This window comes from Streptomyces galbus (assembly GCF_005280195.1).
Lineage (GTDB): Bacteria > Actinomycetota > Actinomycetes > Streptomycetales > Streptomycetaceae > Streptomyces > Streptomyces galbus.
The window spans coordinates 114,062-136,972 of record NZ_SZPR01000018.1 but is presented as its reverse complement, the minus strand read 5'-3'; the positions used below and the strand labels follow the sequence as shown (position 1 = coordinate 136,972).

Genomic DNA, 22,911 nt, shown 5'->3' with positions numbered 1-22,911 from the left:
CGGCAGTGGCAGTCCAGCAGTCAGCGGGTCCGGACCCGTACTTCCCGGCGAACGGCGACGCGCGCTACCGCGTGCACCGCTACGAGCTCACGCTGGACTACCGGCCGGGCCCGAACCGGCTCGGCGGGTCGGCGCGGATCAACGCCATCGCGGGGCGAGCGCCGTTGACCGAGTTCCAGCTCAACCTGGCCGACTTCCGGATCGGCCGGGTGCGGGTGGACGGACGGCCGGCGCACTACGCGCACCGGGGCGGGCGGCTGCGGGTCCGCCCGGCCAAGCCGGTGCGGCCCGGGGCGGCGTTCACCGTCGAGGTGCACTGGTCGGGCAATCCGCGGCCGGTGAACAGCCCGTGGGGCGGGCTCGGTTGGGAGGAGCTGGGCGACGGGGCGCTGGTGGCGAGCCAGCCGGTCGGGGCGCCCTCGTGGTACCCGTGCAACGACCGGCCGGCCGACAAGGCGTCGTACCTGATCTCGGTGACGACGCCGTCGGCGTACTCCGTGGTGACGGGCGGGCGGCTGCTGACGCGGACCACCAAGGCGTCCACCACGACCTGGGTGTACGAGCAGGCGGCGCCCACGTCGAGCTACCTGGTGGGGCTGGCGATCGGGCGCTACCAGACGGTGCTGCTGGGTGACCCGGGGCCGGGCGGGGTGCCGCAGCACGCGCACATCCCGGCGCAGCTGCTGGCCGACGTCTCGCGGGACTTCGCCCGGCAGCCGGCGATGATGGAGCTGTTCCAGGAGCTGTTCGGGCCCTACCCGTTCGACGAGTACGCGGTGGTGGTGACCGAGGAGGATCTCGACGTGCCCGTCGAGGCGCAGGGGTTGTCGCTGTTCGGCGCCAACCACGTGGACGGAGCACGGGGTTCGGAGCGGCTGGTGGCGCACGAGCTGGCGCACCAGTGGTTCGGCAACAGCGTCTCGGTCGCCGACTGGCGGCACATCTGGCTCAACGAGGGGCTCGCCAAGTACGCGGAGTGGCTGTGGGCGGAGCGTTCCGGCGGCCGTCCGGCGCGTCAACCGGCTACCGCGGCGCACCGGTTGCTGTCGTCCTTGCCGCAGGACCTGCGGCTGGCCGACCCGGGCCGCAAGGCGATGTTCGACGACCGGCTCTACGAACGCGGCGGGCTGGCGGTGCACGCGCTGCGCCGCGCGCTGGGCGACGACGCCTTCTTCCGGATGCTGCGCGGCTGGACGTCCCTGCACCGGGGCGGGGCGGTGACGACGCAGACGTTCGCCGCGCACGTGGCGCGCTTCGCGCCCGAGCCGGTGGAGGAGCTGTTCGACGCGTGGGTGTACGGCACGGCGCTGCCGCCGCTGCCCGAGGACTGAGCGGGCCGGGGCCGGGGCCGGGGACGGCCGCGGTCAAGGCCGGTTCAGGGCCGGTTCGGTCAGGGCCCGTCCGGTTCGTCGGGGACAATGGTGACCATGGCCCGTCGCCCCGCCCGTACGTCCCGTCCCGCCGCCGGGCCCGCCGGCTGTCCGTGCGGGCTGCCCGAGTCCTACGACGCCTGCTGCGGGCGCTTCCACCGCGGTGAGGCCCAAGCGCCGACCGCGGAGCGGCTGATGCGGTCGCGGTACAGCGCGTTCGTGCGGGGCGAGGCGGACTACCTGCTGCGGACCTGGCACCCGGGGACCCGGCCCGCCCGCCTCGACCTCGACCCGGGGATGCGCTGGACGGGCCTGGAGATCCTGGCGACCGAGGACGGGACCGCGTTCCACTCCACCGGGGTGGTGGAGTTCCGGGCCTCCTACCGGGGCGGCGCGCTGCACGAGCGCAGCCGGTTCGAGCGGGTGGAGGGGGCCTGGGCGTACGTCGACGGGGACTTCCCCGGCGTCTGACCGCGCCGCACGCCGCCGGCCCCGCGTCCGCTACGGCGCCAGGATGTCCAGTTCCTGCAGCGCGCCGACGGTGATCTCGCGGGTGAGTTCCTCCGCGCGGGCGGCGTCGCCCTCGCGGACCGCCTCGGCGACCTGCACGTGCAGGGTGACCGCGGCCGGGTCGGGGTCCTCGAACATCACCTCGTGGTGGGTGCGGCCCGCCAGCACCTCGGCGACGACGTCCCCGAGCCGGGCGAACATCTCGTTGCCGGAGGCGGTGAGGATCACCCGGTGGAAGGCCGTGTCGTGCACCAGGTAGTCCTCCAGCCGGTGGCCGCGTGACGTGGCCACCATGCCGAGCGCGCACTCGGTCAGCGCGGCGCACTGCTCGGCCGTGGCGTTGCGGGCCGCGAGGCCGGCGGCGACCGGCTCCACCGCCGAGCGCAGCACGGTGAGCGAGCGGAGCTGGCGCGGGCGGTCGGCGCCGGCCAGGCGCCAGCGGATGACCTGCGGGTCGTAGACGTTCCACTCGGCCGGCGGGAGCACCGTCACGCCCACGCGGCGGCGGGAGGCGACGAGGTGCATGGACTCCAGGACCCGGACGGCCTCGCGCATCACGGACCGGGAGACGTCGAAGCGCTGGGCGAGTTCGTCGGTGCGCAGGACGCTGCCGGGCGGGTACCCGCCCGCCGTGATCTCGGGACCGAGGGTGTCCAGTACGCGGCCGTGCAGCCCCCTGCCCGATGTGCTCATGCACTCAGCGTACGGGGTGGATCACGGAGCCAAAAAGTCAGACTTATTCGTCACAAACTCTTGAATTCGTCGTACCTAGTGGGTTTCATCGTGGCCGACGCCGGAGGTCGGTGTCGGAGGTCGAAGAAGACAGCGAGGCACTGATGCGTACCCCCCACGTCGTCGTGGTGATGGGCGTCGCCGGCACGGGCAAGACCACCATCGGTCCCCTGCTCGCGGCCCGGCTGGGCGTTCCCTACGCCGAGGGCGACGACTTCCATCCGCAGGCCAACATCGCCAAGATGGCGGCCGGGGTGCCGCTCGACGACGCGGACCGGTGGCCGTGGCTGGACGCCATCGGCGCCTGGGCCCACGAGCGGGCCGGGCGGGGCGGGGTGGTGAGCTGCTCGGCGCTGAAGCGGTCGTACCGCGACCGGCTCAGGGCCGCCGCTCCCGGCGTGGTGTTCGTGCACCTCACCGGTGACCGGGCTCTGATCGAGGACCGGATGTCCCACCGGCGGGGCCACTTCATGCCGACCGCGCTGCTCGACTCCCAGTTCGCCACGCTCCAGCCGCTCCAGGCGGACGAGGCGGGCGTCGCCGTCGACGTCGGCGGCGGCCCCGAGGGGATCACCGAGCGCGCCGTCACCGCGCTGGACCGGCTCCCCGACCCGGCCCCGTAGGGCCGACCGGCCCGACCCCGTCGCACTCCCCCGTCGGCTCCCCTCTCTGCAAGGAAACCCGTGACCACACTCAGCGTCGAGCTGCTGGCAGCGGACCCCGTCGAGCCCCTCACCTCGGCCGGACACGCCCAGCTCGGCACAGCCGTCCTGGTGGGCATCGCCGTCATCGTCCTGCTCATCACCCGGTTCAAGCTGCACGCCTTCCTGGCCCTGACCATCGGCTCGCTCGCGCTGGGCGCGGTCGCCGGGGCACCGCTGGACAAGGTGATCACCAGCTTCACCACCGGCCTCGGCGCCACGGTCGCCAGCGTGGGCGTGCTGATCGCCCTCGGGGCGATCCTCGGCAGGATGCTGGCCGACTCCGGCGGCGCCGACCAGATCGTCGACACGATCCTCGCCAAGGCGGGCGGCCGCTCGCTGCCGTGGGCGATGGTGCTGATCGCCTCGGTGATCGGCCTGCCGCTGTTCTTCGAGGTCGGCGTCGTCCTGCTGATCCCGGTGGTGCTGATGGTCGCCAAGCGCGGCAACTACTCCCTGATGCGGATCGGCATCCCCGCGCTGGCCGGCCTGTCCGTGATGCACGGCCTGGTGCCGCCGCACCCCGGCCCGCTGGTCGCCATCGACGCGGTCGGCGCCAACCTGGGGGTGACGCTGGCGCTCGGCGTGCTGGTCGCCGTCCCGACGGTGATCGTCGCCGGTCCGCTGTTCTCCAAGGTCGCGGCCCGCTGGGTGGACGTCCCGGCACCCGACCGGATGATCCCGCAGCGCCCCTCGGAGGAGCTGGAGCGGCGCCCCGGCTTCGGCGCGACGCTGGCCACGATCCTGCTGCCGGTCGTGCTGATGCTGGCCAAGGCGCTGGTCGACATCGTCGTGGACGACCCCGGGCACACCGTGCAGCGCGTCTTCGACGTGATCGGCTCGCCGCTGATCGCCCTGCTCGCCGCCGTGCTCGTCGGCATCTTCACGCTGGCCCGGCCCGCCGGGTTCGGCAGGGAGAAGATCTCGGGACTGGTCGACAAGGGCCTCATGCCCATCGCGGGCATCCTGCTGATCGTGGGCGCGGGCGGCGGCTTCAAGCAGACGCTGATCGACTGCGGCGTGGGCCAGATGGTGCTGGAGATCTCGAAGGACTGGTCGATCCCGGCACTGCTGCTGGCCTGGCTGATCGCGGTGGCGATCCGGCTGGCGACCGGTTCGGCGACCGTGGCGACGGTGTCCGCGGCCGGCCTGGTGGCCCCGCTCGCGGCCGACATGTCCACGACCCACACCGCCCTGCTGGTCCTGGCCATCGGCACCGGCTCGCTGTTCTTCAGCCACGTCAACGACGCCGGTTTCTGGCTGGTGAAGGAGTACTTCGGGCTGAGCGTCGGCCAGACCGTGAAGACCTGGTCGATCATGGAGACCATCATCTCGGTGGTCGGGGGCGGCCTGGTGCTGCTCCTGTCGCTGATCCTCTAGCCGGTGCCGGGGCCGGCCGGGTCACTCCCGCCACAGGGGGTGCTCCCGGTCGGCCCACTCCCGGCTCACCGAGCCGGTGCGCAGACCGCGGCGGGCCTCGGGGTCGCCCAGGGCCATGCCGATGTGACCGGCGAGGACGATGCCGAGCGTCAGGGCCAGCCAGTCGTGGACGAAGGTCGCGCTGGTGCGCCACTGGACCGGGGTGAGGTGGGTGAACCACATCAGCAGTCCGGTGCCGAGCATCACCAGCGTGGCTCCGGCGGCCCAGGAGGCGTAGAGCTTCTGGCCGGCGTTGAACTTGCCCGCCGGACGGGCCTCCCGGCGCCTGTCCCGGCGCAGGGCGGCCCGCAGCCAGGTCCGGTCGTGCGCGCCGAAGCGGTTGAGCCGCCCCAGGTCGGCGCGGAACGCGCGGGAGGCCAGCCCGGCGAGGACGGGCACCGGCAGCGCCAGCCCGGCCCACTCGTGGATCCGGACGACGAGGTCACGGCGGCCGACGAGCTCGGCGAGCTGGGGGACGTACAGGCACGCGGCGGTGCCCACGCACACGCCCATGAGCAGGGCGGTGGCGCGGTGGACCCGGCGCTGGGCCGGACCGAAGCGCGGGACGCGGGTGGCGGCCGCCGGGGCGGGGTCAGCTCGTAGGGTCATCGTCGCGTCCGTTCGACCGGCCGACCCAGGCGTCGACGTCGTAGCCGCGGTCCTCCCAGTAGCCCGGCCGCACGTCCTCGGTGACGGTGATGCCGGAGAGCCACTTGGCGGACTTGTAGAAGTACATCGGGGCCACGTAGAGGCGCACCGGGCCGCCGTGGTCGTGGCCGAGGTCCTCGTCCTTCATGCGCAGGGCGACCAGGACGTCCGGCCGGCGGGCCTGCTCCAGGGTCAGGCTCTCCGAGTACGCCCCGTCGAAGCAGGTGAAGCGGACCGCGCCCGCCGTGGCCCGCACCCCGGCCGCGTCGAGCAGCGCGGACAGCCGCACGCCCTCGAAGGGGGTGCCCGGGACCCGCCAGCCGGTGACGCACTGCACGTCCCTGACCAGCCGGGTCTGGGGCAGGGCCCGCAGGTCGGCGAGGGTGTAGCGGCGCGGGCGGTCGACGAGGCCGTCGACGCTGAGGCGGTACGTCGCGGCGTTCCGGTGCGGGACCGAGGAGGTCACCGAGTAGTAGCGGAAGCCGCCGCCGTTGGGGAGCAGTCCGGTCAGGCCCGTGGGGTCCTTGTCGGCGGCGCTGCCGAGGAACGCCTCCAGGCCGCGCTGCAGCGGGGGCGCGGCGACGACGCCGAGTGCGCCGAGGCCCAGGGTGGCGAGGAAGACGCGCCGGCCGACGGGGGCGCCGCGCTCCTCGGGATGTTCGGGGTCCACGGGGTTCACGGGGTCCATTCGAGCACCCGGGGCGGGGCGGGGCCAGGGACGCGGGGTGCCCGTCAGACTTTCGTCACCGTTTCCCACCCGTCCCCCACCGGTGCGTGTGGCGTGCGCCATGGCGGTGCGGCGCCGGACACCGCAGCATGGAGCGACTGCCCGGAATGCGCCGTTGCGGGCCTCCCCCGGGCCGGTGCGGGCACGAGGACGCTACAGTCGGCCACTACGACCCGTGGCCCGGCCGGATTGATCGAGGTGCGCAGCGTGTCGGTTCTGGTTCTCGCTCTCGCCGTGAGCGCCGCGTGCTGCCTGGGTTTCGGGTTCGTCCTCCAGCAGGCCGCCGCGCAGCGGGCGCCCCTCGGTGACTTCCTGTCGCCGCGTCTGCTGCTCGACCTGATGCGGGTGCCGACCTGGCTGGGCGGCATCGCCCTGATGGTGGCCGGCATGGTGCTCGGCGCCCTCGCGCTCGGCCGGGGCGAGGTCTCCCTGGTGGAGCCGCTGCTGGCGACCAACCTGCTGTTCGCGCTCGCGCTGTCCCGGCGCCGCACCCGGCAGCCCCTCGGCCGCCAGGGCTGGACGGGCCTGTCGCTGCTGGCCGGCGGGGTGACGGCGTTCATCGTGGCGGGCGAGCCACGCGGCGGCACCGCGGTCACCAACCCGCTGCGGCACTGGCTGATCATCGGGGTGATGGTGGGGCTGGCGCTGCTGCTGACCACGTACGCCAAGCGCTCACGGCTCAGCGCGGGACCGGTGCTGCTGGCCCTCGCGGCCGGGCTGCTCTACGGCGTGCAGGACGCGCTGACCCGGGTCAGCGGGGAGCGCTTCGCGGACGGCGGGTTCACGGAACTGCTGACCGGGTGGCAGCCGTACGGCGTCCTGGTGCTCGGCGTGACCGGTCTGGTGCTGGTGCAGAGCGCGTTCGAGACGGCCCCGCTGCGCATGTCGCTGCCCGCGCTGACCGCGGCCCAGCCGCTGGCCGGGATCGCCTGCGGGGTGGGCTTCCTGGGCGACCGGCTGCACACCGACACCGGCGCCCTGGCCTGGGAGGCGGCGGGTCTCGCGGCGATCGTCGCGGGCATCGTGCTGCTCGGCCTGCACCCGGCGATGCCCCGGGGCACGGCCCCGCGCGAGCAGGTGCCCGACCTCCAGCCGCGCTGAGCGCGCGTGCTTGGATGGCCCGTATGAGCGCTGCTGACGAGATCCTCGACATCGTCGACGAGCAGGACCGGGTCGTCGCGCAGGCGCCGCGCGGACGGGCGTACGCCGAGGGCCTGCGCCACCGGTGCGTGTTCGTGCGGGCCCGGGACGCCGACGGCCGGGTCTTCGTCCACCGGCGCACCCCGACGAAGCTCGTCTTCCCGTCGCTGTACGACATGTTCGTCGGCGGGGTGGTCGGCGCGGGCGAGTCCTACGACGACGCGGCGCTGCGCGAGGCCGAGGAGGAGCTGGGGGTGAGCGGCCTGCCCCGGCCGGAGTTCCTGTTCAAGTTCCTCTACGACGACGGCGCGGGCCACACCTGGTGGTCGGCGGTCTACGAGGTCCGCTGCACCCTCCCGGTGCACCCCCAGGCGGAGGAGGTGGCCTGGCACGACTTCCTCCCCGAGGAGGAGGTCGAGCGGCGCCTGGCCTCCTGGGAGTGGGTGCCCGACGGACTGGCCGCGTACGACCGGCTCAGGGAGTTCCGGGCGGCCCGCTGACGGCACGCGGTCCGTGCGGGGCGCCCGGTAATGTCCTGGGCGTGATCGACTTCGTGCGGAACGTCCGCCTGTGGTTCGCGCCCGAGCAGGTGCGCGAGGAGGGCAGCACGCCCGACTACCGCTTCTCGCTGGCGAACGAGCGCACGTTCCTGGCCTGGCTGCGCACCGCCCTGGCTCTGATCGGCGGCGGTTTCGCGGTCGACCAGTTCCTGCCCGACCTGCGCTGGGGCTGGCGCGTGGGGCTGGCGCTCGCCCTGCTGGCGGCCGGGGTGCTGTGCTCGCTGCGCGCGGTGAACCACTGGGTGCGCTGCGAGCGGGCGATGCGGCGCGGCGAGGACCTGCCGACGTCGCGGTTCCCGGCCCTGCTCGGGGTGGTCGTCGCGGTGGTGGCCGTGGCGATGGTGGTCGTGGTGCTCGCCGGGTGGGAGGGGTGAGCCGGGGGGAGGCCGGAGCGGGGGCAGGCGGAGCGCACGGCCGCCCGACGGCCGCGGACCGGGACCCCGGGCTCCAGCCGGAGCGGACCCGCCTCGCCTGGCGGCGTACGACGCTGGCCGGCACCGTCGCCGCCGTGCTCGCGGTGCGGGCGGCGCTGCACGGCGGGGCCTCGCCGGGCACGGTCGTGGCGTGCGCCGTGTGCTGCGCGCTGTGGGTGGCCTTCCTGCTCGTGGCCCAGCGCAGGATCGTGGCCCTCGCGCGGTCGGCCCGCCCGGCGCCCCTGTCCGCCCGGCAGGCCACCGCGGCCGTGCTGTGCGCGGTGGCGCTGGCGGTGTGCGCGGCGGCGCTGGTGGTGTGAGGTCCCAGGGGGTGCCTTGTCGATCAGGGCGGATCAGGGAGCGTCCGCGCCCGCCTCAGTACCCCGTCGCTTTGGTGGGCCCCGGGTCCGGTGCCGGGTCCTCCCAGGGGACCGTGACGACGATCTTGCCGCGGGCGTGGCCCTCCTCGCTCAGGCGGTACGCGTCCGCCGCGCGCTCCAGCGGGAACGTCTGCGCCACGGGCACCGTGACCACACCCCGGTCGGCCAGTTCGGACAGGTGGGCGAGGTCGTCGGCGTCCGGGCGGACCCAGACGTAGCGGCCGCCGTAGCCGGTGACGTCGCCGTCGGCGATCGAGGCCAGCCGGCCCTCCGGGGTGAGGAGGTTCACGGACGCCTTCAGCGCGTCGCCGCCCACTGTGTCGAAGGCCGCGTCGACCCCCTCGGGGGCCAGCCCCCGCACCCGGTCGGCCAGTCCGTCGCCGTAGGCCACGGGCTCGCCGCCCAGGGAGCGCACGAAGTCGTGGTTGCGCTCGCCGGCCGTGCCGATCACGCGGGCGCCGAGGTGGCGCGCGATCTGGACGGCCATCGAGCCGACGCCGCCGGCCGCCGCGTGCACGAGGACCGTGTCGCCGCGCCCGACCTGGAGCGCCTTGGTGAGCACCTGGTAGGCGGTGAGCCCGGCCAGGGGCAGTCCCGCGGCCTCCTCGAAGGAGAGGGAGCGCGGCTTGCGGGCCAGGGTGCGCACCGGGGCGGCGACGTACTCGGCGAAGGTGCCGCGGGACAGGAAGTCCTCGCGGACGTAGCCGATGACCTCGTCGCCGGCCGCGTACTCGGTCACGGAGACACCGGGCTGGACGACGACGCCGGAGACGTCCCAGCCGGGGACGACCGGGAAGACGGCCTCCAGCATGCCGTCGAGGTAGCCCGCGCGGGCCTTCCAGTCGACCGGGTTGACCGCCGCGGCCCGGACCTTGACCAGGACGGCGTCGGGTCCGACCTTCGGGTCGCGGACCTCGCCGTACTCGAGGACCTCCGGTCCGCCGTACCGGCTGTAGCTGATGCCCTTCATGCCACCGACCCTCCGGGGTGCGCCCGTGCCGCGCAAGCCGGGCACCCGGGGGCGCGCCGTCCGCGCGGCGACCTGTCCGCCGACGCGTCCACCCGCGCCGGCCCCGTTGCAGTACCCCTCCGGGGGCGGTCCCTGCCCCCGCGGGGCCGAAAAACATAAGGTGGCCCCGATCACGTTGGGCCTGGCCACTGGACGACATACCGACCGGTCGGCATCATGAGTCGAGTTCCGTTGACCCCGCCCGTAGGAGCCCGCATGAGCCCCGATCACCCGCCCGGCCTCGACCTGGACCGGCTGCGCGCCCTGCTCGACCGCGAGCGGCCCGGTCTGGTGGGGGGTCCTCTCACCGGCCGGCTGATCGAGGGCGGACGCTCGAACCTCACGTACGCCGTCGGCGACGGCACCGCCCGCTGGGTCGTACGGCGGCCGCCGCTCGGCCACGTCCTCGCGACCGCGCACGACATGCGGCGCGAGCACCGGGTGATCAGCGCCCTGCACCCCACGAGCGTGCCGGTGCCGGAGCCGGTGCTGCTGTGCGAGGACGAGGAGGTGCTCGGCGCCCCCTTCTACGTCATGGAGTTCGTCGAGGGCACCCCGTACCGCACCGCCGACCAGCTCGCCCCGCTCGGCCCCGGGCGCACCCGCGACGCGGTGCTGTCCCTGGTGGACACCCTGGTCGAGCTGCACGCCGTGGACCCGGCCGAGGTCGGCCTCGCGGACTTCGGCCGGCCCGAGGGGTTCCTGGACCGCCAGCTCCGCCGCTGGGGCAAGCAACTCGACGCCTCGCGCAGCCGCGACCTGGCCGGCATCGACGAGCTGCACGCCGCGCTCGGCCGGGAGCTGCCCCGCTCCCCCGCGCCGGCCGTGGTGCACGGCGACTACCGGCTGGACAACGTCCTCATCGGGGACGACGACCGGATCAGGGCCGTCCTCGACTGGGAGATGTCCACCCTCGGCGACCCGCTCACCGACCTGGGCCTGCTGGTGATGTACAGCACGCCGCTGGGCCTGCCCGACTCGCCCGTGTCCACCACGGCGACGGCACCGGGACACCCCTCCCCCGAGGAGCTGGTCGAGCGGTACGCCGCGCGCTCGGGGCGGGACGTCTCCGCCGTCTCCTGGTACACGGCGTTCGCCTGGTTCAAGCTCGCCGTGATCCTGGAGGGCATCCACTACCGGTACACGCTGGGGCAGACGGTCGGGCGCGGCTTCGACCGCATCGGCGACCTCGTCCCCGTCTTCATCGACCACGGACTGACCACTCTTCAGGAAGGCTGACCGGTCATGGACTTCGCGTTCGACGCGCGCACCGAGGAGCTGCGCGCCAAGCTGCTCGCCTTCATGGACGAGTACGTGTACCCCGCCGAGGCGGTGGCCGAGGAGCAGCGCGCCCTGCTGTCCTCGCCGTGGGACACCCCGGCGGTGGTGGAGGAGCTGAAGGCCGAGGCGCGCCGCCAGGGCCTGTGGAACCTCTTCCTGCCGGACGAGGAGTACGGCGCCGGACTCACCAACCTCCAGTACGCGCCGCTCGCCGAGATCACCGGCCGCTCCCCGCAGCTCGCGCCGACCGCGCTGAACTGCGCGGCCCCGGACACCGGGAACATGGAGGTGCTGGCCCAGTTCGCCGACGAGCAGCAGAAGAAGCAGTGGCTGGAGCCGCTGCTGGCCGGTGAGATCCGCTCGGCGTTCGCCATGACCGAGCCGGAGGTGGCCTCCTCGGACGCCACCAACATCACCACGCACATCGAGCGCGACGGCGACGAGTACGTGATCACCGGTCGCAAGTGGTACATCTCCGGGGCGATGAACCCCGACTGCAGGATCTTCATCGTGATGGGCAAGACGGACCCCGACGGCGCGGACGTGCGCCGCCAGCAGTCCATGGTGCTGGTCCCCCGCGACACCCCGGGCGTCACGGTGCAGCGCGCCATGAAGGTCTTCGGCTACGAGGACCACTACCACGGCGGCCACGCCGAGGTGGTCTTCGACCACGCGCGCGTGCCGGTCACGAACCTCATCGGCGAGGAGGGCGGCGGCTTCGCCATCGCCCAGGCCCGGCTCGGCCCCGGCCGCATCCACCACTGCATGCGGCTGATCGGCATGGCCGAGCGGGCGATCGAGCTGATGTGCCGGCGGGCGGTGTCCCGGACGGCGTTCGGCAAGGCGCTGGCCCAGCAGGGCGTGGTGCACAACTGGATCGCCGACGCCCGGGTGACCGTGGAACAGCTGCGGCTGCTGGTGCTGAAGACCGCGTGGATGATGGACACCGTCGGCAACCGCGGTGCCCACACCGAGATCCAGGCCATCAAGATCGCCACGCCGCGCGCGGTCGTGGGCATCATCGACCGGGCGATCCAGCTCCACGGCGCGGGCGGGGTGAGCCAGGACGTCCCGCTGGCCGAGCTGTACGCAGGGGCCCGCACGCTGATGATCGCCGACGGGCCCGACGAGGTGCACCAGCGGTCGCTGGCGCGCCGGGAGCTGAAGAAGTACCTGTGACGGACCGGCCGGCCGGGGCCACGGGCGCCCCGGCCGGCCGTCGTCGCGTCACGGACGGTTCAGGACGGTCACGGGCGCAGCGCGCGCAGCAGCAGGTCGGCCAGGTGGTCGGCGAGGTCCTGCGGGCTGAGCGGGCCGTCGGGGCGGTACCAGGTCGACAGGTGGTGGACCGAGCCGAAGTGGTAGTCGACCACGAGGTCCGCCGGGTTGGCCGTGGAGAAGACGCCCTCGCGCTGGCCCTCCTCGATCAGCGCGCGGAAGCGTTCGTGGTAGCGGCGGCGCTCGGCGCGCACCTGCTTGTTCTTCTCGGGGCTGAGGTGGTGCATCGACCGGAAGAAGATCGAGGCGTCGTCGAGGTTGTCGATGGTGGTCACCACGACGTCCGCCGCCGCGTCGCGCAGCCGCTTCTCGACGGGCTCGTCGGCGCCGGCGAACGCGTCCAGGCGCTCCTGCTGGACGCGCAGCACGCGCGCGTAGACCTCGTGCAGGAGGTCGTCCTTGGAGCCGAAGTAGTGGTACAGCGCCCCCTTGGTGACGCCGGCGGCCTCGACGATCTCCTGCACCGAGGTGCGGTCGTAGCCCTGCTCGGCGAAGAGCCGGGTGGCGGCGGCCAGCAGCCGCTGCGGCACGGGTGTCCCGTCACCGTCCGTCGTCCTTGGCACTGCCGCCACCTGCCTTTCCGTTCGCCTTACCGGCCGTCGTGCGTGCGGGAACGCAGTTCCCGCCGGAGGATCTTCCCACTCGCCGTCTTGGGCAGGTCGGGGAGGATCTCGACCTGCCGCGGGTACTTGTAGGCGGCCAGTCTCTCCTTGCAGTACACCGCGAGTTCATCCGGGTCGGTGTCGACACCCGGGCGCAGGCTGATGTACGCCTTGACGGTCTCGCCGCGGTAGCCGTCGGGCACCCCGACGACGGCCGCCTCCCGTACCGCCGGATGGGTGTAGAGCACGTCCTCCACCTCGCGCGGCCACACCTTGAAGCCGGAGGCGTTGATCATGTCCTTCTTGCGGTCGACGACGTACAGCCAGCCCTGCTCGTCCATGAAGCCGATGTCCCCGGTGCGCAGTTCGCCGTCGGGGAAGGTCTCGGCGGTGGCGTCGGGCCGCCGCCAGTAGCCGGGGACGACCTGGGGGCCGCGGACGACGATCTCGCCCTGCTCCCCGAAGGGCACCTCCTCGCCCGTGTCGTCCACGATCCGCACGACCGTGTCCGGGCCCGGCACGCCCACGGCGAGCGTCCCGGAGACGGGGTCGACGGGTGCCTCCCGGTGGGGCGGGACGGACGCGCAGGGCGCCGTGCACTCGGTGAGTCCGTAGCCGTTGCGGATGTACGGCCCGAAGCCGGCCCGGAACTTCTCCACCAGGGCCGGCGGCAGGGGCGCGCCGCCCGAGGAGATGTTCACGAAGGACGCGAAGTGCTCGCGGGTGACGGCCGGGTGGGCGGCCAGCGCCATGAAGGCGGTGGAGGGGCCGACGGTGTAGTGCGGGCGGTGCTCGGCGAAGGCGTCGAGGACGACGCCGGCCTCGAAGCGGTACGTCAGCACCAGGGTGCCGGCGCTGTTCAGGCAGGCGCCGAGCTGGCAGACCATGCCGGTGATGTGGAACAGCGGCGCGAGCGCGTAGTAGACGGGCGCCTCGGGCAGCCGCAGGCCGGTGCGCTGGCGCTCCGCGTTGACCATGATGTTGCGGTGGGTGTTGGTGGCGCCCTTGGGTGTGCCGCTGGTGCCGGAGGTGTAGCTGATGAGCGCGATGTCGTCGGGGGCCGGGTCGCGTCCCTCGGGCGCGGGGCGCCCGGCGCGGGCGACGGCGGCGAGGTCGTCGGCGTCCCCGGCCTGCGGGAGCCGTTCGAAGGTCAGCACGCGCGGGTCGTCGCGGGTCTGGAAGTCCAGCTCGCAGGCGGTGAGCACGATCCGCACGGGCGAGTCGGCGGCGGTGGCGCGCAGGTACGACTTCCAGGCGCGGTCGGCGCAGACCAGCGCGGCCACCTCGCCGTCCCGCAGGACGTGGCCGACCTCGGCCGACTTGTACATCGGGTTGACCGGCACGACGGTCGCGCCCGCCTTCCAGGCGCCCAGCAGGGCGAGCACGAAGTGCGGGGAGTTCTGCAGCAGGACGGCCACCCGGTCGCCGCGCCCCAGCCCGCGGGCGGCCAGGTGCCCGGCGACGGAGTCGCTGAGCCGGTCCACCTCGCGGTAGGTCAGCCGTCCGTCGAAGTAAGCCAGGAAGGGCCGTTCGGGTGCCTCGGCGGCGGCCCGGCGCAGGGCGTGCACCAGGGAGTCGGCCGGGTCGATCGGGGCCCGCTGGGCGTCGTCGAGGAGGGCGAGCCAGGGCCGGGCCGCGTAGCGGGAGGCGGTCACCGGGTGGCCTCCCACTTCTGCTGGAGGTGGTTCATGCTGGTCAGCCAGCGGTCCGGCTCGGCGGCGCGGGCCTGGTAGTAGGCGGCGACCTCGGGGTGGGGCAGGATCAGGAACCGGTCCTCCGCCATGCCCTTGAGCAGCGCGTCGGCGACGTCCTGCGGTTCGATGGCGGTGGGCTTGAGCACCAGGTCGCCGGCGGTGCCGGTGGCGGAGAGCATGTCGGTGCGCACGCCCTGCGGGCAGATGGCGTGCACCTTGAGGCCCCGGTGGCGGTAGGTCAGCGACAGCCACTCGGCGAAGGCGTAGGCGCCGTGCTTGGTGACGCTGTACGGCGCGGCCCCGATCATGGTGAGCAGTCCCGCGGCGGACACGGTCGACACGAACCGCCCGTGCCCGCGCTCCAGCCAGCCGGGGAGCAGGGCGTGGGCGGCGCGGACGTGCGCCATCACGTTGACGTCCCAGGCCCGGGCCCACACGTCCTCGCCGGCGGCCTCGCTCCCGGCGGAGCCGACCCCGGCATTGGCGCAGTACACGTCGACGGTGCCGCCCAGGGCGTCGCGGGCGGCGTCGACGACCGCGGAGGCGTCGCCCGGCACGGCGGTCCCGCCGATCTCCGCGGCGACGGCCTCCGCCTTGTCCGCGTCCAGGTCGTTGACCACGACCCGGGCCCCCTCGGCGGCGAACCGGCGGGCGAGCGCCGCCCCGATCCCCCCTCCGGCTCCGGTGACGACGACTCCGGCGTTGTGCAGGGCTTCCACCATCGGTCTCCTTCGACACGACTTGCGCGCGGGCGCGGCTGTGCCGGGACAGACTAACCGGTCGGTATGTGTGAGGGAAGGGGAAGTGACCGAACCTGGGGGGTGTCCGCGATGTCGCGTCGTCCGCCCGGAGGGCGGGCCCTGCGGCGTCCGGTGCGTGCTCTCGGCGTGCCGGGCGGACGCCCGCGTACTGGCCGTACTCGGGTGTTCGCCCGGTGCGGCGAGAGTGCGTGCCGGGCGTTGCGGGGCAGGCGCGACTTCGCGGACACCCCCTCGGGGGAACAGCGCCCGTCCGGCCGGCATGCGACGACCCATCGGAGGATCCATGCACCTGTCCCGAAGAAGCCTGCTCGCCTCCACCTCGCTGGCGGCGGTCCCGGCGGCACCCCGGCACCGCGAACGCCCGCGCACCGGCTTCGAACGGCTCGCGGCGGACGGCTACGCGCTGCTCGCCGGGCAGAAGGTGGGGGTCGTCACCAACCCCACCGGCGTCACCCGGGACGCCGAGCACATCGTCGACGTGATGCACCGCGACCCCCGTGTCGGGCTGACGGCGGTCTTCGGCCCGGAGCACGGCTTCCGGGGGACCGCCCAGGCCGGCGGCTCGGAGGGCCGCTACGACGACCCGGCGACCGGCCTCCCGGTCTACGACACCTACCTCAAGAGCGGCCGGCCGCTCGCCGACGTCTTCGCCGCGTCCGGCGTCGACACGGTCGTCTTCGACATCCAGGACGTCGGCGCCCGCTTCTACACCTACATCTGGACGCTGTACGACTGCATGGAGGCGGCGGCGGCGGCCGGTCTGCGGTGCGTGGTGCTGGACCGGCCGAACCCGGTGACCGGCCGGGCGGCCACGGGTCCGGTGCTGCACCTCGAGTTCGCGACGTTCGTCGGCCGGCAGCCGATCGCCCAGTCGCACGGCATGACGGTCGCGGAGCTGGCCCGCCTGTTCAACGGCGAGTTCCTGACCGCGCCGGTGGAGCTGGACGTGGTCGCGATGACCGGCTGGCGGCGGTCGCAGTGGTACGACACGGCCGGGCTGCCGTGGGTGCCGCCGAGCCCGAACATGCCCACGCCCGACACCGCGCTCGTCTACTCCGGCACCTGCCTGTTCGAGGGGACGAACCTGTCGGAGGGCCGCGGCACGACCCGGCCGTTCGAACTGCTGGGCGCCGAGGGGCTCGACGGGCGCTGGGCCGCCGCCGCGAACGCGCTGGGACTGCCCGGGGTGCGTTTCCGGGAGGCGTACTTCGCGCCGACCTTCTCCAAGTTCCAGGGCAGGACCGTCGGCGGGGTGCAGATCCACGTCCACGACCGGGACGCCTTCGACCCGGTCCGCACCGGTGTGGCGCTGCTGGTCACGGCCAAGCGGGTGTGGAGCGGGTTCGCCTGGCGCGCGGACCACTGGATCGACAAGCTGACCGGCTCGACGTGGGTGCGCACGGCGATCGACGCGGGCGCCGGCCCCGACGAGGTGGTGGCGGGCTGGCAGGCGGAACTGGAGGCGTTCCGCCGGGTGCGGAAGGAGTACCTGCTGTACCGGTGACCGTGGGCGGCGGGCCCGTGTCCCCTGGGGGACGGGCCCGCCGCCGTCGCGCGGTGCCGGCCGGGGCGGCCGGTCAGCGGTGCGAGGTGAACTCCACGACCTGCTGGTAGGTGGGGCGGTTCTGCCAGCTGATCCGGTAGTGCTTGATGCCGCCCAGGGTGCGCTGGACGATCGAGTCGGCGCACCACTGGTCGCCCGCCGAGCACTGGTCGTCGCCCGGGTAGACCTGGGCCGCGGTCGCGCCGGCCGCCTCCTTCAGGGAGCCGATCAGCACGTCCCGGCAGGCGGCCAGGCTGCCGCCGCCGCAGTACGTCCGCGCCAGCGGTCCCCGCACGGACTGGCCGAGCACCGCGCGGATGTCCTTGTCGACATAGCTCCACCAGCCGTACTGGAACGAGCTCCCGGCGTGCGAGCCGGTCGGGCCGTGGCCGGCCGAAGGGGCCTCGTCGACGGGCAGGTTGTGCGTGAACGCCGTGTACAGGTCGCTGCCCAGGCCCGGTTGGAACTCGGCCTTCACCAGCAGCGGCCACCAGGCGTCCAGCAGCCGGATCGCGTCGGCGTTCGCGTACGTCTTGGAGCCGGCCGACGTCTCCGTGCGCAGGCCGCCCGCCGTGAGCCAGGTCTGCAGCTTGCCCACGGCCGCCGCGGCCGTGGCGTCGGTGACCGGGGAGCTGGTGATCACCTTCAGCAGGTCCGGCAGGACGTCCTCGGCGCGCAGGTCGGCGAGGGCCGCCTCGCCCATGGCCTTGACCAGCGCGGCGCGGGTGACGCCGCCGGCGGCGACCAGCTTCTTCACCCGGTCCTCCAGCAGGTTCCCGCGGTGCACGGAGCCGTCGCCCCAGGGCGCGGTCGTGTAGTCCTCGGCCTGCTTGTTGTTCCAGGAGATGTAGTAGTCCTGGTCGGTGGAGTGGGGGTGCGCCGAGGCCGGGGTGTAGGCGGCGGTGTTGGTGGCCGGGTCCCAGCCGCGCCACTCGTACGCCGGCTGCGCCCAGACCGGGAACTCCGCGTCGACGCCGCTCGCCCGCACCGGGTTGTCGCCGCTGTTGTAGTACGCGGTGTGCGCGGCGTCGGCGTAGAACCAGTTGAAGGTGTAGTTGATGTGCTGCACCGCGCCCTGGAAGCTGTCGGGGCCCTTGACGTAGTCCGGGTCGTTCAGCATCTGGAAGCCGATGATGGAGTCGGCCTCGTGCAGGTAGGAGGAGCGCAGGGTGGTGTAGGCGACCTTCTTGCCGCCGACGGTGGCCCGGTACTCGACCGGACCGTACCGGGTGCGCCAGACCCGCATCGTGTACGAGCCGGCCGCGGTGCCGTCGGCCGTGGTGGGCTTCCAGGCGTTCTTCTGCTCTACCTTGTCCATCGCCGTGCAGGTGCCGCGGTACAGGTAGTGGTAGTCGTCCTGGCACAGCTCGACCGCGTAGGTGTCGATGATGTCCTGGCCGGAGGTCGTGGCGCTCCACGCGTAGTCCTGGCCGCGTCCCAGTTCGACGTACATGCTCAGGCCCGCGAAGGAGGCGCCGCGGGCGCTCAGTCCGGGGCCCTGGATCTCCTGGAGCATGAGCAGTTGCGGCGCGAAGTAGCCGGTCTGCGGGCCGAAGACGGCGACCGGGTGGCCGCTCGCCGTGTACGTCCCGCTGACCACCAGGGCGTTGGACATGCCGCGCCGCGCGGAGGTGAGGGCGGTCGCGGCGGCCGTGCGGGACGCGGTGCTCGCGGTGGCCGTCGCCGCGCTGCCGGTGCGGTCGTACACCAGCGGTTCCTCGGCGACCGAGCCGGCGTCGGGCAGGGCCTCGCCCTGGGGGGTGTCGGGCCGGGTGGCGTAGGGGAAGCTGCGGCCGTCGTGGACGGTCAGGACGGCCTCGGGGTCGTTGCGTTCACGGAAGGACTCCCAGACCCTGGTGCCCTCGGCCACGCCGTACTTCTCCTGGGCGGCGAGCAGGGAGAGGGCGTTGTCGACCTCTCCCCCGCCGCCGGAGCCGAACAGCGCGCCGACGACCGAGGCCAGCGCCACCAGGTCGGTCACCTTGAAGTGGTCGATCGTGCCGGCGTTGGTGATGGAGTCCTTGTGGCCGGTCAGCACGTACTCGCCGGGGAAGTAGCGGCCGCTGTCGGAGGCGTCGATGTAGGCGTTGATGCCGTCGAGGTAGGCCCTGACGTCGGCGAGGGCCTGCTGACCGCGGGCGCCGTTGTTCGCCACGGCGTTGTCGATCTGCGCCTGGAGGTCGGCCTCGGTGTAGGGGGCGTTGCGCCAGAACTGCTGTTCCAGGCCCTGGTTGGAGGGCGCGCCGCCCGCGAAGCCGGTCAGCTGCCCGCGGCCCACGTGCCGGAAGACGTCCATCAGCCACAGCCGGTCCTGGGCGGCGGCATAGCCGGCGCCGAACTCGGTGCCGTAGCGCGTGGTGCCCGTGATGTGCGGCACACCCGTCTTCTTGTCGCGGACGATCGTCACGTCACCGCGCCCGGCGGGCTTCTCGGTGGAGGCGACCTGGTCGGAGGGGACGCCGAACGAGGCGTCGTTGAAGAAGGTGTTGATCGTCGCGTTGGTCAGGGAGGGGTAGCCCTTGGCCAGGTTGGCGTAGGGGCCGAGCTGGTCCTCGGCGTGCCCGGGCTGGGTGCCGAAGGCCTGGTTGAGCAGGATCTGGGCGAGGGTGGCGTTGCCGTTCTCGCCGGGCGGCAGGATGTCGGAACACTGGCCGCCGCACAGGTCGTTCGGGGCGGCGGTTCCGGCGGCCGAGGCGGCCGTCTGGGTGAGCGGGGACAACAGCCCCGCAATCAGGACGCATACCGAGGCGCTCTTCAGGAACCCGGGGAATCTGCCGGGAGTTCTCAGTCTGTCGAGGGTTGCGCGGGAGGTTCGCCGTGGCATGGGCAGCTCCTAGCGACTGGGGTGGCCGGAAGGTTACCGCCGGTATCGCACGGAGTGAAGATGAGCATGCGTCACTTTTCCAGGTCCCTACGGCGGCTTTGCGACAGCTCTTACGACGGCACGGAGATCGAGTGGAGCCGAATCGCCTGTCGGTACGTCTCTTCGACGACGTCGCGCGTCGGTGGCGCGGCGGCGCCGAAGTGACCGAAATACAGGTGCAGATGTGACGGAGGTGCAAGGCGATGGCCGGTTTCCGGAGTCTGGCGAGACAGGTGCGCGACCCGCGGTGCGATCTGGCACTGCGGCGGTACTCGCTGCGCAAGTGCCTGGAGCGGTTCGCGCCCTACGGGCACCGGGCGACGTGGGACCACCTGTGCTCGCGGGCCGGGTTCGGACCCGAGGACCGATCCCCCGACCCGGCGCGGCTCGTGGCCGCGTTGGAGGAGCTGGAGGAGGCCCGCGCGGTGTGGCTCGCGTACGAGGTGGGGTTCGCCGAGCGGCGGAGGAAGGAGAAGCACGACGGGCTGCGCAGGCCCGGCAGTGTCGACGACTGGCACCGGATGACCTGGGGCGGCTTCGGTGTGGCGTGGTGCGACGACCCGCGGGTCCACCCCCGTGAACCGCTGGCCGAGGTGCTGCGCCGGCTGATCGCCGCGCTGGAGCGGGCACCGGGCTCGTGCTGCCCGGTGTGCGACGGTGAGCGGCTGGACTGGAGGGACGACCTCGACCACGAGCCGTCCGCCGGGCCGGTCTGCGCGGACTGCGGGATTCTCGTCCCGCGGCCGGTGCTCACGCCCGGGGCGCTGGGTGCCGCCCGGCGCGGACGGCTGCTGATGTCGGCCTGACCGCACGGCGGGGGTGCGCCGGGGATGCCGCACCCCTGTTCCCCGGGACGTGTCACCATCGGGGCATGGTGCAGGTCTGTCTGAACGGAGCGCGCACGGCCGCCGACTCCCCGGCGGTGCCCCTGTCGCCCGCGGCGCTGGCCCGGTCCGCCGCCGAGGCGGTCGCGGCCGGGGCGACGGACCTCCACGTCCACCCGAAGACACCGTGCGGCCGGGACACGCTCGCGCCGGACGCGGTCGCGGCGACGCTGGAGGCGATCCGGGAGCGCGTGGACGTGCCCGTCGGCGTGACCACGGGCGCGTGGGCGGAGGACGGTCCGCCGGCACGGCTCGACCGGGTCCGCCGCTGGACGGTGCTGCCCGACCACGCGTCGGTCAACTGGCACGAGCCGGGCGCCGAGGAACTGGCCGCCGCGCTGCTCGACCGGGGCGTCGGCGTGGAGGCCGGCATCTGGTCCGGCACGGACGGCGCGGCCCGCTTCGCCGCCTCGCCCCTCGCACCGAGGGTCCTGCGCGTCCTGGCCGAGGTGACGGACCCCGGCCCGGCGACGGCCGTGCGGTCGGCCCGCCACCTGCTCGCGGACCTCGCCGCGATCCCCCACGGCCGCCCGGTCCTCCTGCACGGCGAGGAGGCGTCCGCCTGGCCGGTCCTCGGCCTGGCCGTGCGCCTCGGCCACCCGACCCGCATCGGTCTGGAGGACACCCTCGTCCTGCCGGACGGCCGACGGGCGGTGTCCAACGCTCAGCTGGTGGCGGAGGCGGTGCGCCAGTACGGGTGCGCCCAGCGGTCGTCGTAGGACAGGGCGAGGAGTCCGGCGCGCTCGGCGAGGTCGGGCTCGCCGAGGGCCCGCAGCCGGACGGGAGCGTGCGCCGCCACCCAGGAGCGCAGCGCGGCCGGCAGCTCGTCCTCGGCGTGCGGGATCCTGATCGACAAGACACCCCTGAGGGGTTCCACGGGCTGGCCCGGGCCGACTGGGGGAGCTGGCCGGTCGAACAGGCCGACGCCGTCGAGGCGTGGGTGACGGCGTGGTGGGCGGACGTGGTGCGGTCGCCCGACCCGCCGTACCCCGTCGAGGACGTCTTCGAGACCTGTGCCGTCCCGCGTGTACGGCGAGCGCAGGTGGGCGGTCTCCTCGGGAAGGCGGCACCGGCCGCAGCCGGTCTCGGTCGGGCTGGCGAAGCCGTCGAAGACGGTGTCGATGTCCGCGAGAGCCGCGGTGAGGGCGGGTGAACGCATGGGGTTCCCGTCATGACTCCGTGCGCGGCGCGTTCCTCGCGTCGGCCGAAGAGCGTGACGGTAGCAGCGGGTAATCCGGTGGTTCCAGGGATTTCGGCGGCGGGACAGTGGGGCGGACACTTCCGACGAACTGATGAACACCCCTGGGAGAAGGCCATGTCGACGCTGCGCGTCACCGCCGAAGTGCTGACCGTGCACGAGCACCCGAACGCCGATGCGCTGGAGTTGGCGCAGGTCGGGCTGTACCGCGCGGTCGTGGCGAAGGGCGTGTACCGCACCGGTGACGTGGCCGTGTACATCCCCGAGCAGGCGGTGCTGCCGGCCGGGCTGATCGAGGAGCTGGGGCTGACCGGGCGGCTCGCGGGCGGGAACGCCGACCGGGTGAAGGCGGTCCGGCTGCGGGGCGAGCTGTCGCAGGGCATCGTCTGCCGGCCGGCGGCGCTGGCGGACGTGGACCTCGCCCGGGCCGCGGCCGAGGGCACCGACTTCGCGGAACGACTCGGCATCACCAAGTGGGTGCCGCCGATCCCGCCGACCATGAACGGCGAGGTCGAGTCCGCGCCCGCGCTGCTGCCGTGGGTCGACATCGAGAACGTCCAGCGGTATCCGGACATCTTCGCTCCCGGCGAGCCGGTCGTCCTGACCGAGAAGCTGCACGGTTCGGCCTGCCTGCTCACCTACGTCGCCGACGAGGACCGGGTGTACGTCTCCTCCAAGGGCTTCGGCGCCAGGTCCCTGGCCCTGAAGGAGGATCCGCGCAACCTGTACTGGCGCGCGGTACGGGGTCACCGCGTCGCCGAGGCCGCGGCCCGGCTCGCCGAGCGGCTGGGCGCGCGACGGGTCGGTGTCTTCGGCGAGGTGTACGGGGCGGGCGTGCAGGACCTGACGTACGGCGCGGACGGGCGGCGCGACACCCTCGGGTACGCCGTGTTCGACGTCTCCGCGGAGATCGGCGGCACGGTGACGTGGCTGGACCCGGCGGAGGCGCTGGGCGGCGAACTCCCGCTGGTGCCACGGCTGTTCGAGGGCCCGTACGACAGCGCGACGGTCCTGGGGCACGCCAGTGGCCGGGAGACCGTGTCCGGCCGGGGGCTGCACCTGCGGGAGGGCGTCGTGATCCGGCCCGCGGTGGAGCGGTACAGCCCGGTGACGGGGGGCCGGGCCATCGCCAAGGCGGTCAGCGCGGCGTACCTGACGCGGAAGGGCGGGACGGAGTACGAGTGAGCGCCGGGGGTGG

The 22,911-nt window shown here is 73.6% G+C and carries 23 protein-coding genes; 14 read left to right on the top strand and 9 right to left on the bottom strand.

Annotation, left to right across the window (positions count from 1 at the left end; all coding sequences use genetic code 11):
• Positions 1 to 5: 5 nt before the first annotated feature.
• Complete coding sequence (locus tag E4U92_RS21800) at positions 6 to 1,331, top strand: M1 family metallopeptidase (protein ID WP_137302130.1); 1,326 nt, start codon at positions 6 to 8, stop codon at positions 1,329 to 1,331.
• Between the two features lie 96 nt (positions 1,332 to 1,427).
• Positions 1,428 to 1,841 carry a YchJ family protein gene (locus E4U92_RS21795; protein WP_137302129.1) on the top strand — a complete coding sequence of 138 codons (414 nt, stop codon included), beginning with the start codon at positions 1,428 to 1,430 and terminating at the stop codon, positions 1,839 to 1,841.
• A gap of 30 nt (positions 1,842 to 1,871) precedes the next feature.
• Here the strand turns inward: E4U92_RS21795 and E4U92_RS21790 are convergent, their stop codons facing one another.
• A complete protein-coding gene (locus E4U92_RS21790; RefSeq protein ID WP_137302128.1) occupies positions 1,872 to 2,573 on the bottom strand; it encodes a FadR/GntR family transcriptional regulator in 702 nt (233 codons plus the stop codon).
• Between the two features lie 143 nt (positions 2,574 to 2,716).
• Between E4U92_RS21790 and E4U92_RS21785 the strand changes: the two genes are divergently transcribed.
• Both E4U92_RS21785 and E4U92_RS21780 read left to right on the top strand, forming a co-directional pair.
• Entirely contained in the window at positions 2,717 to 3,235 is a 519-nt protein-coding gene (locus E4U92_RS21785) for a gluconokinase (protein WP_137302127.1), read from the top strand.
• A gap of 60 nt (positions 3,236 to 3,295) precedes the next feature.
• Complete coding sequence (locus E4U92_RS21780) at positions 3,296 to 4,693, top strand: GntP family permease (protein ID WP_137302126.1); 1,398 nt, start codon at positions 3,296 to 3,298, stop codon at positions 4,691 to 4,693.
• Positions 4,694 to 4,714: 21 nt separating this feature from the next.
• Here E4U92_RS21780 and E4U92_RS21775 read toward each other — a convergent pair whose 3' ends face one another.
• Together E4U92_RS21775 and E4U92_RS21770 are read right to left on the bottom strand one after the other, a co-directional pair.
• Positions 4,715 to 5,341 carry a cytochrome b/b6 domain-containing protein gene (locus tag E4U92_RS21775; RefSeq protein ID WP_137302125.1) on the bottom strand — a complete coding sequence of 209 codons (627 nt, stop codon included), beginning with the start codon at positions 5,339 to 5,341 and terminating at the stop codon, positions 4,715 to 4,717.
• Complete coding sequence (locus tag E4U92_RS21770; protein WP_229862666.1) at positions 5,325 to 6,068, bottom strand: molybdopterin-dependent oxidoreductase; 744 nt, start codon at positions 6,066 to 6,068, stop codon at positions 5,325 to 5,327. The genes E4U92_RS21775 and E4U92_RS21770 overlap by 17 nt, the downstream gene beginning before the upstream one ends.
• Positions 6,069 to 6,314: 246 nt before the next feature.
• Here E4U92_RS21770 and E4U92_RS21765 point away from each other — a divergent pair, with 246 nt between their 5' ends.
• The 4 genes from E4U92_RS21765 to E4U92_RS21750 are packed head-to-tail and all read left to right on the top strand — an operon-like array spanning position 6,315 to position 8,540.
• Positions 6,315 to 7,208 (top strand): DMT family transporter, encoded by an 894-nt coding sequence (locus E4U92_RS21765; RefSeq protein ID WP_137302124.1) that lies wholly within the window; start codon positions 6,315 to 6,317, stop codon positions 7,206 to 7,208.
• A gap of 23 nt (positions 7,209 to 7,231) precedes the next feature.
• Positions 7,232 to 7,747 carry an NUDIX hydrolase gene (locus tag E4U92_RS21760; RefSeq protein WP_137302123.1) on the top strand — a complete coding sequence of 172 codons (516 nt, stop codon included), beginning with the start codon at positions 7,232 to 7,234 and terminating at the stop codon, positions 7,745 to 7,747.
• Positions 7,748 to 7,788: 41 nt separating this feature from the next.
• Positions 7,789 to 8,181 (top strand): YidH family protein, encoded by a 393-nt coding sequence (locus E4U92_RS21755; RefSeq protein WP_067235108.1) that lies wholly within the window; start codon positions 7,789 to 7,791, stop codon positions 8,179 to 8,181.
• On the top strand, positions 8,178 to 8,540 hold the full coding sequence (locus E4U92_RS21750) for a DUF202 domain-containing protein (RefSeq protein WP_137302122.1): 363 nt from the start codon (positions 8,178 to 8,180) through the stop codon (positions 8,538 to 8,540). The genes E4U92_RS21755 and E4U92_RS21750 overlap by 4 nt, the downstream gene beginning before the upstream one ends.
• A gap of 55 nt (positions 8,541 to 8,595) precedes the next feature.
• On the opposite strand, the gene E4U92_RS21745 is transcribed toward E4U92_RS21750, so the two are convergent.
• Entirely contained in the window at positions 8,596 to 9,570 is a 975-nt protein-coding gene (locus tag E4U92_RS21745; RefSeq protein WP_137302121.1) for an NADP-dependent oxidoreductase, read from the bottom strand.
• A 255-nt stretch (positions 9,571 to 9,825) separates the two neighbouring features.
• Here E4U92_RS21745 and E4U92_RS21740 point away from each other — a divergent pair, with 255 nt between their 5' ends.
• Positions 9,826 to 10,848, top strand: a complete 1,023-nt coding sequence (locus tag E4U92_RS21740; protein WP_137302120.1) for a phosphotransferase family protein — start codon at positions 9,826 to 9,828, stop codon at positions 10,846 to 10,848.
• A gap of 6 nt (positions 10,849 to 10,854) precedes the next feature.
• Positions 10,855 to 12,069 carry an acyl-CoA dehydrogenase family protein gene (locus tag E4U92_RS21735; RefSeq protein ID WP_137302119.1) on the top strand — a complete coding sequence of 405 codons (1,215 nt, stop codon included), beginning with the start codon at positions 10,855 to 10,857 and terminating at the stop codon, positions 12,067 to 12,069.
• A gap of 68 nt (positions 12,070 to 12,137) precedes the next feature.
• Here the strand turns inward: E4U92_RS21735 and E4U92_RS21730 are convergent, their stop codons facing one another.
• From E4U92_RS21730 to E4U92_RS21720, 3 genes are read right to left on the bottom strand one after another with little or no spacing between them, the layout of a single operon-like run.
• The gene (locus E4U92_RS21730) at positions 12,138 to 12,731 is read right to left on the bottom strand and encodes a TetR/AcrR family transcriptional regulator (protein WP_137302118.1); all 594 of its coding nucleotides are present in this window, start codon (positions 12,729 to 12,731) and stop codon (positions 12,138 to 12,140) included.
• A gap of 26 nt (positions 12,732 to 12,757) precedes the next feature.
• Positions 12,758 to 14,425 carry a class I adenylate-forming enzyme family protein gene (locus E4U92_RS21725; protein ID WP_137302117.1) on the bottom strand — a complete coding sequence of 556 codons (1,668 nt, stop codon included), beginning with the start codon at positions 14,423 to 14,425 and terminating at the stop codon, positions 12,758 to 12,760.
• Entirely contained in the window at positions 14,422 to 15,186 is a 765-nt protein-coding gene (locus E4U92_RS21720) for an SDR family oxidoreductase (protein WP_137302116.1), read from the bottom strand. Before E4U92_RS21720 ends, E4U92_RS21725 begins: the two co-directional genes overlap by 4 nt.
• Before the next feature lie 322 nt (positions 15,187 to 15,508).
• On the opposite strand from E4U92_RS21720, the gene E4U92_RS21710 reads away from it, so the two are divergent.
• Positions 15,509 to 16,729 (top strand): exo-beta-N-acetylmuramidase NamZ family protein, encoded by a 1,221-nt coding sequence (locus tag E4U92_RS21710; protein WP_137302115.1) that lies wholly within the window; start codon positions 15,509 to 15,511, stop codon positions 16,727 to 16,729.
• 73 nt (positions 16,730 to 16,802) lie between these two features.
• On the opposite strand, the gene E4U92_RS21705 is transcribed toward E4U92_RS21710, so the two are convergent.
• On the bottom strand, positions 16,803 to 19,592 hold the full coding sequence (locus tag E4U92_RS21705) for a penicillin acylase family protein (RefSeq protein ID WP_137302114.1): 2,790 nt from the start codon (positions 19,590 to 19,592) through the stop codon (positions 16,803 to 16,805).
• Positions 19,593 to 19,834: 242 nt separating this feature from the next.
• Between E4U92_RS21705 and E4U92_RS21700 the strand changes: the two genes are divergently transcribed.
• Together E4U92_RS21700 and E4U92_RS21695 are read left to right on the top strand one after the other, a co-directional pair.
• Positions 19,835 to 20,437 carry a hypothetical protein gene (locus tag E4U92_RS21700; protein WP_137302113.1) on the top strand — a complete coding sequence of 201 codons (603 nt, stop codon included), beginning with the start codon at positions 19,835 to 19,837 and terminating at the stop codon, positions 20,435 to 20,437.
• Between the two features lie 65 nt (positions 20,438 to 20,502).
• Positions 20,503 to 21,234: a 3-keto-5-aminohexanoate cleavage protein gene (locus E4U92_RS21695; RefSeq protein WP_137302112.1), complete on the top strand. Its 732-nt coding sequence runs from the start codon at positions 20,503 to 20,505 to the stop codon at positions 21,232 to 21,234.
• Here the strand turns inward: E4U92_RS21695 and E4U92_RS21690 are convergent.
• Entirely contained in the window at positions 21,180 to 21,674 is a 495-nt protein-coding gene (locus E4U92_RS21690; protein ID WP_137302111.1) for a hypothetical protein, read from the bottom strand. The genes E4U92_RS21695 and E4U92_RS21690 overlap by 55 nt on opposite strands.
• Positions 21,675 to 21,830: 156 nt before the next feature.
• Between E4U92_RS21690 and E4U92_RS21685 the strand changes: the two genes are divergently transcribed.
• The gene (locus tag E4U92_RS21685) at positions 21,831 to 22,898 is read left to right on the top strand and encodes an RNA ligase (ATP) (RefSeq protein ID WP_137302110.1); all 1,068 of its coding nucleotides are present in this window, start codon (positions 21,831 to 21,833) and stop codon (positions 22,896 to 22,898) included.
• Positions 22,899 to 22,911: the final 13 nt, after the last annotated feature.

Bases quoted from the DNA above. Each gene is read 5' to 3' on its own strand.
- E4U92_RS21795 (WP_137302129.1), top strand. From the start codon at position 1,428: ATGGCCCGTCGCCCCGCCCGTACGTCCCGTCCCGCCGCCGGGCCCGCC.
- E4U92_RS21790 (WP_137302128.1), bottom strand. From the start codon at position 2,573: ATGAGCACATCGGGCAGGGGGCTGCACGGCCGCGTACTGGACACCCTC.
- E4U92_RS21785 (WP_137302127.1), top strand. From the start codon at position 2,717: ATGCGTACCCCCCACGTCGTCGTGGTGATGGGCGTCGCCGGCACGGGC.
- E4U92_RS21775 (WP_137302125.1), bottom strand. From the start codon at position 5,341: ATGACCCTACGAGCTGACCCCGCCCCGGCGGCCGCCACCCGCGTCCCG.
- E4U92_RS21770 (WP_229862666.1), bottom strand. From the start codon at position 6,068: ATGGACCCCGTGAACCCCGTGGACCCCGAACATCCCGAGGAGCGCGGC.
- E4U92_RS21760 (WP_137302123.1), top strand. From the start codon at position 7,232: ATGAGCGCTGCTGACGAGATCCTCGACATCGTCGACGAGCAGGACCGG.
- E4U92_RS21745 (WP_137302121.1), bottom strand. From the start codon at position 9,570: ATGAAGGGCATCAGCTACAGCCGGTACGGCGGACCGGAGGTCCTCGAG.
- E4U92_RS21740 (WP_137302120.1), top strand. From the start codon at position 9,826: ATGAGCCCCGATCACCCGCCCGGCCTCGACCTGGACCGGCTGCGCGCC.
- E4U92_RS21735 (WP_137302119.1), top strand. From the start codon at position 10,855: ATGGACTTCGCGTTCGACGCGCGCACCGAGGAGCTGCGCGCCAAGCTG.
- E4U92_RS21720 (WP_137302116.1), bottom strand. From the start codon at position 15,186: ATGGTGGAAGCCCTGCACAACGCCGGAGTCGTCGTCACCGGAGCCGGA.
- E4U92_RS21710 (WP_137302115.1), top strand. From the start codon at position 15,509: ATGCACCTGTCCCGAAGAAGCCTGCTCGCCTCCACCTCGCTGGCGGCG.
- E4U92_RS21705 (WP_137302114.1), bottom strand. From the start codon at position 19,592: ATGCCACGGCGAACCTCCCGCGCAACCCTCGACAGACTGAGAACTCCC.
- E4U92_RS21700 (WP_137302113.1), top strand. From the start codon at position 19,835: ATGGCCGGTTTCCGGAGTCTGGCGAGACAGGTGCGCGACCCGCGGTGC.
- E4U92_RS21695 (WP_137302112.1), top strand. From the start codon at position 20,503: ATGGTGCAGGTCTGTCTGAACGGAGCGCGCACGGCCGCCGACTCCCCG.
- E4U92_RS21690 (WP_137302111.1), bottom strand. From the start codon at position 21,674: ATGCGTTCACCCGCCCTCACCGCGGCTCTCGCGGACATCGACACCGTC.
- E4U92_RS21685 (WP_137302110.1), top strand. From the start codon at position 21,831: ATGTCGACGCTGCGCGTCACCGCCGAAGTGCTGACCGTGCACGAGCAC.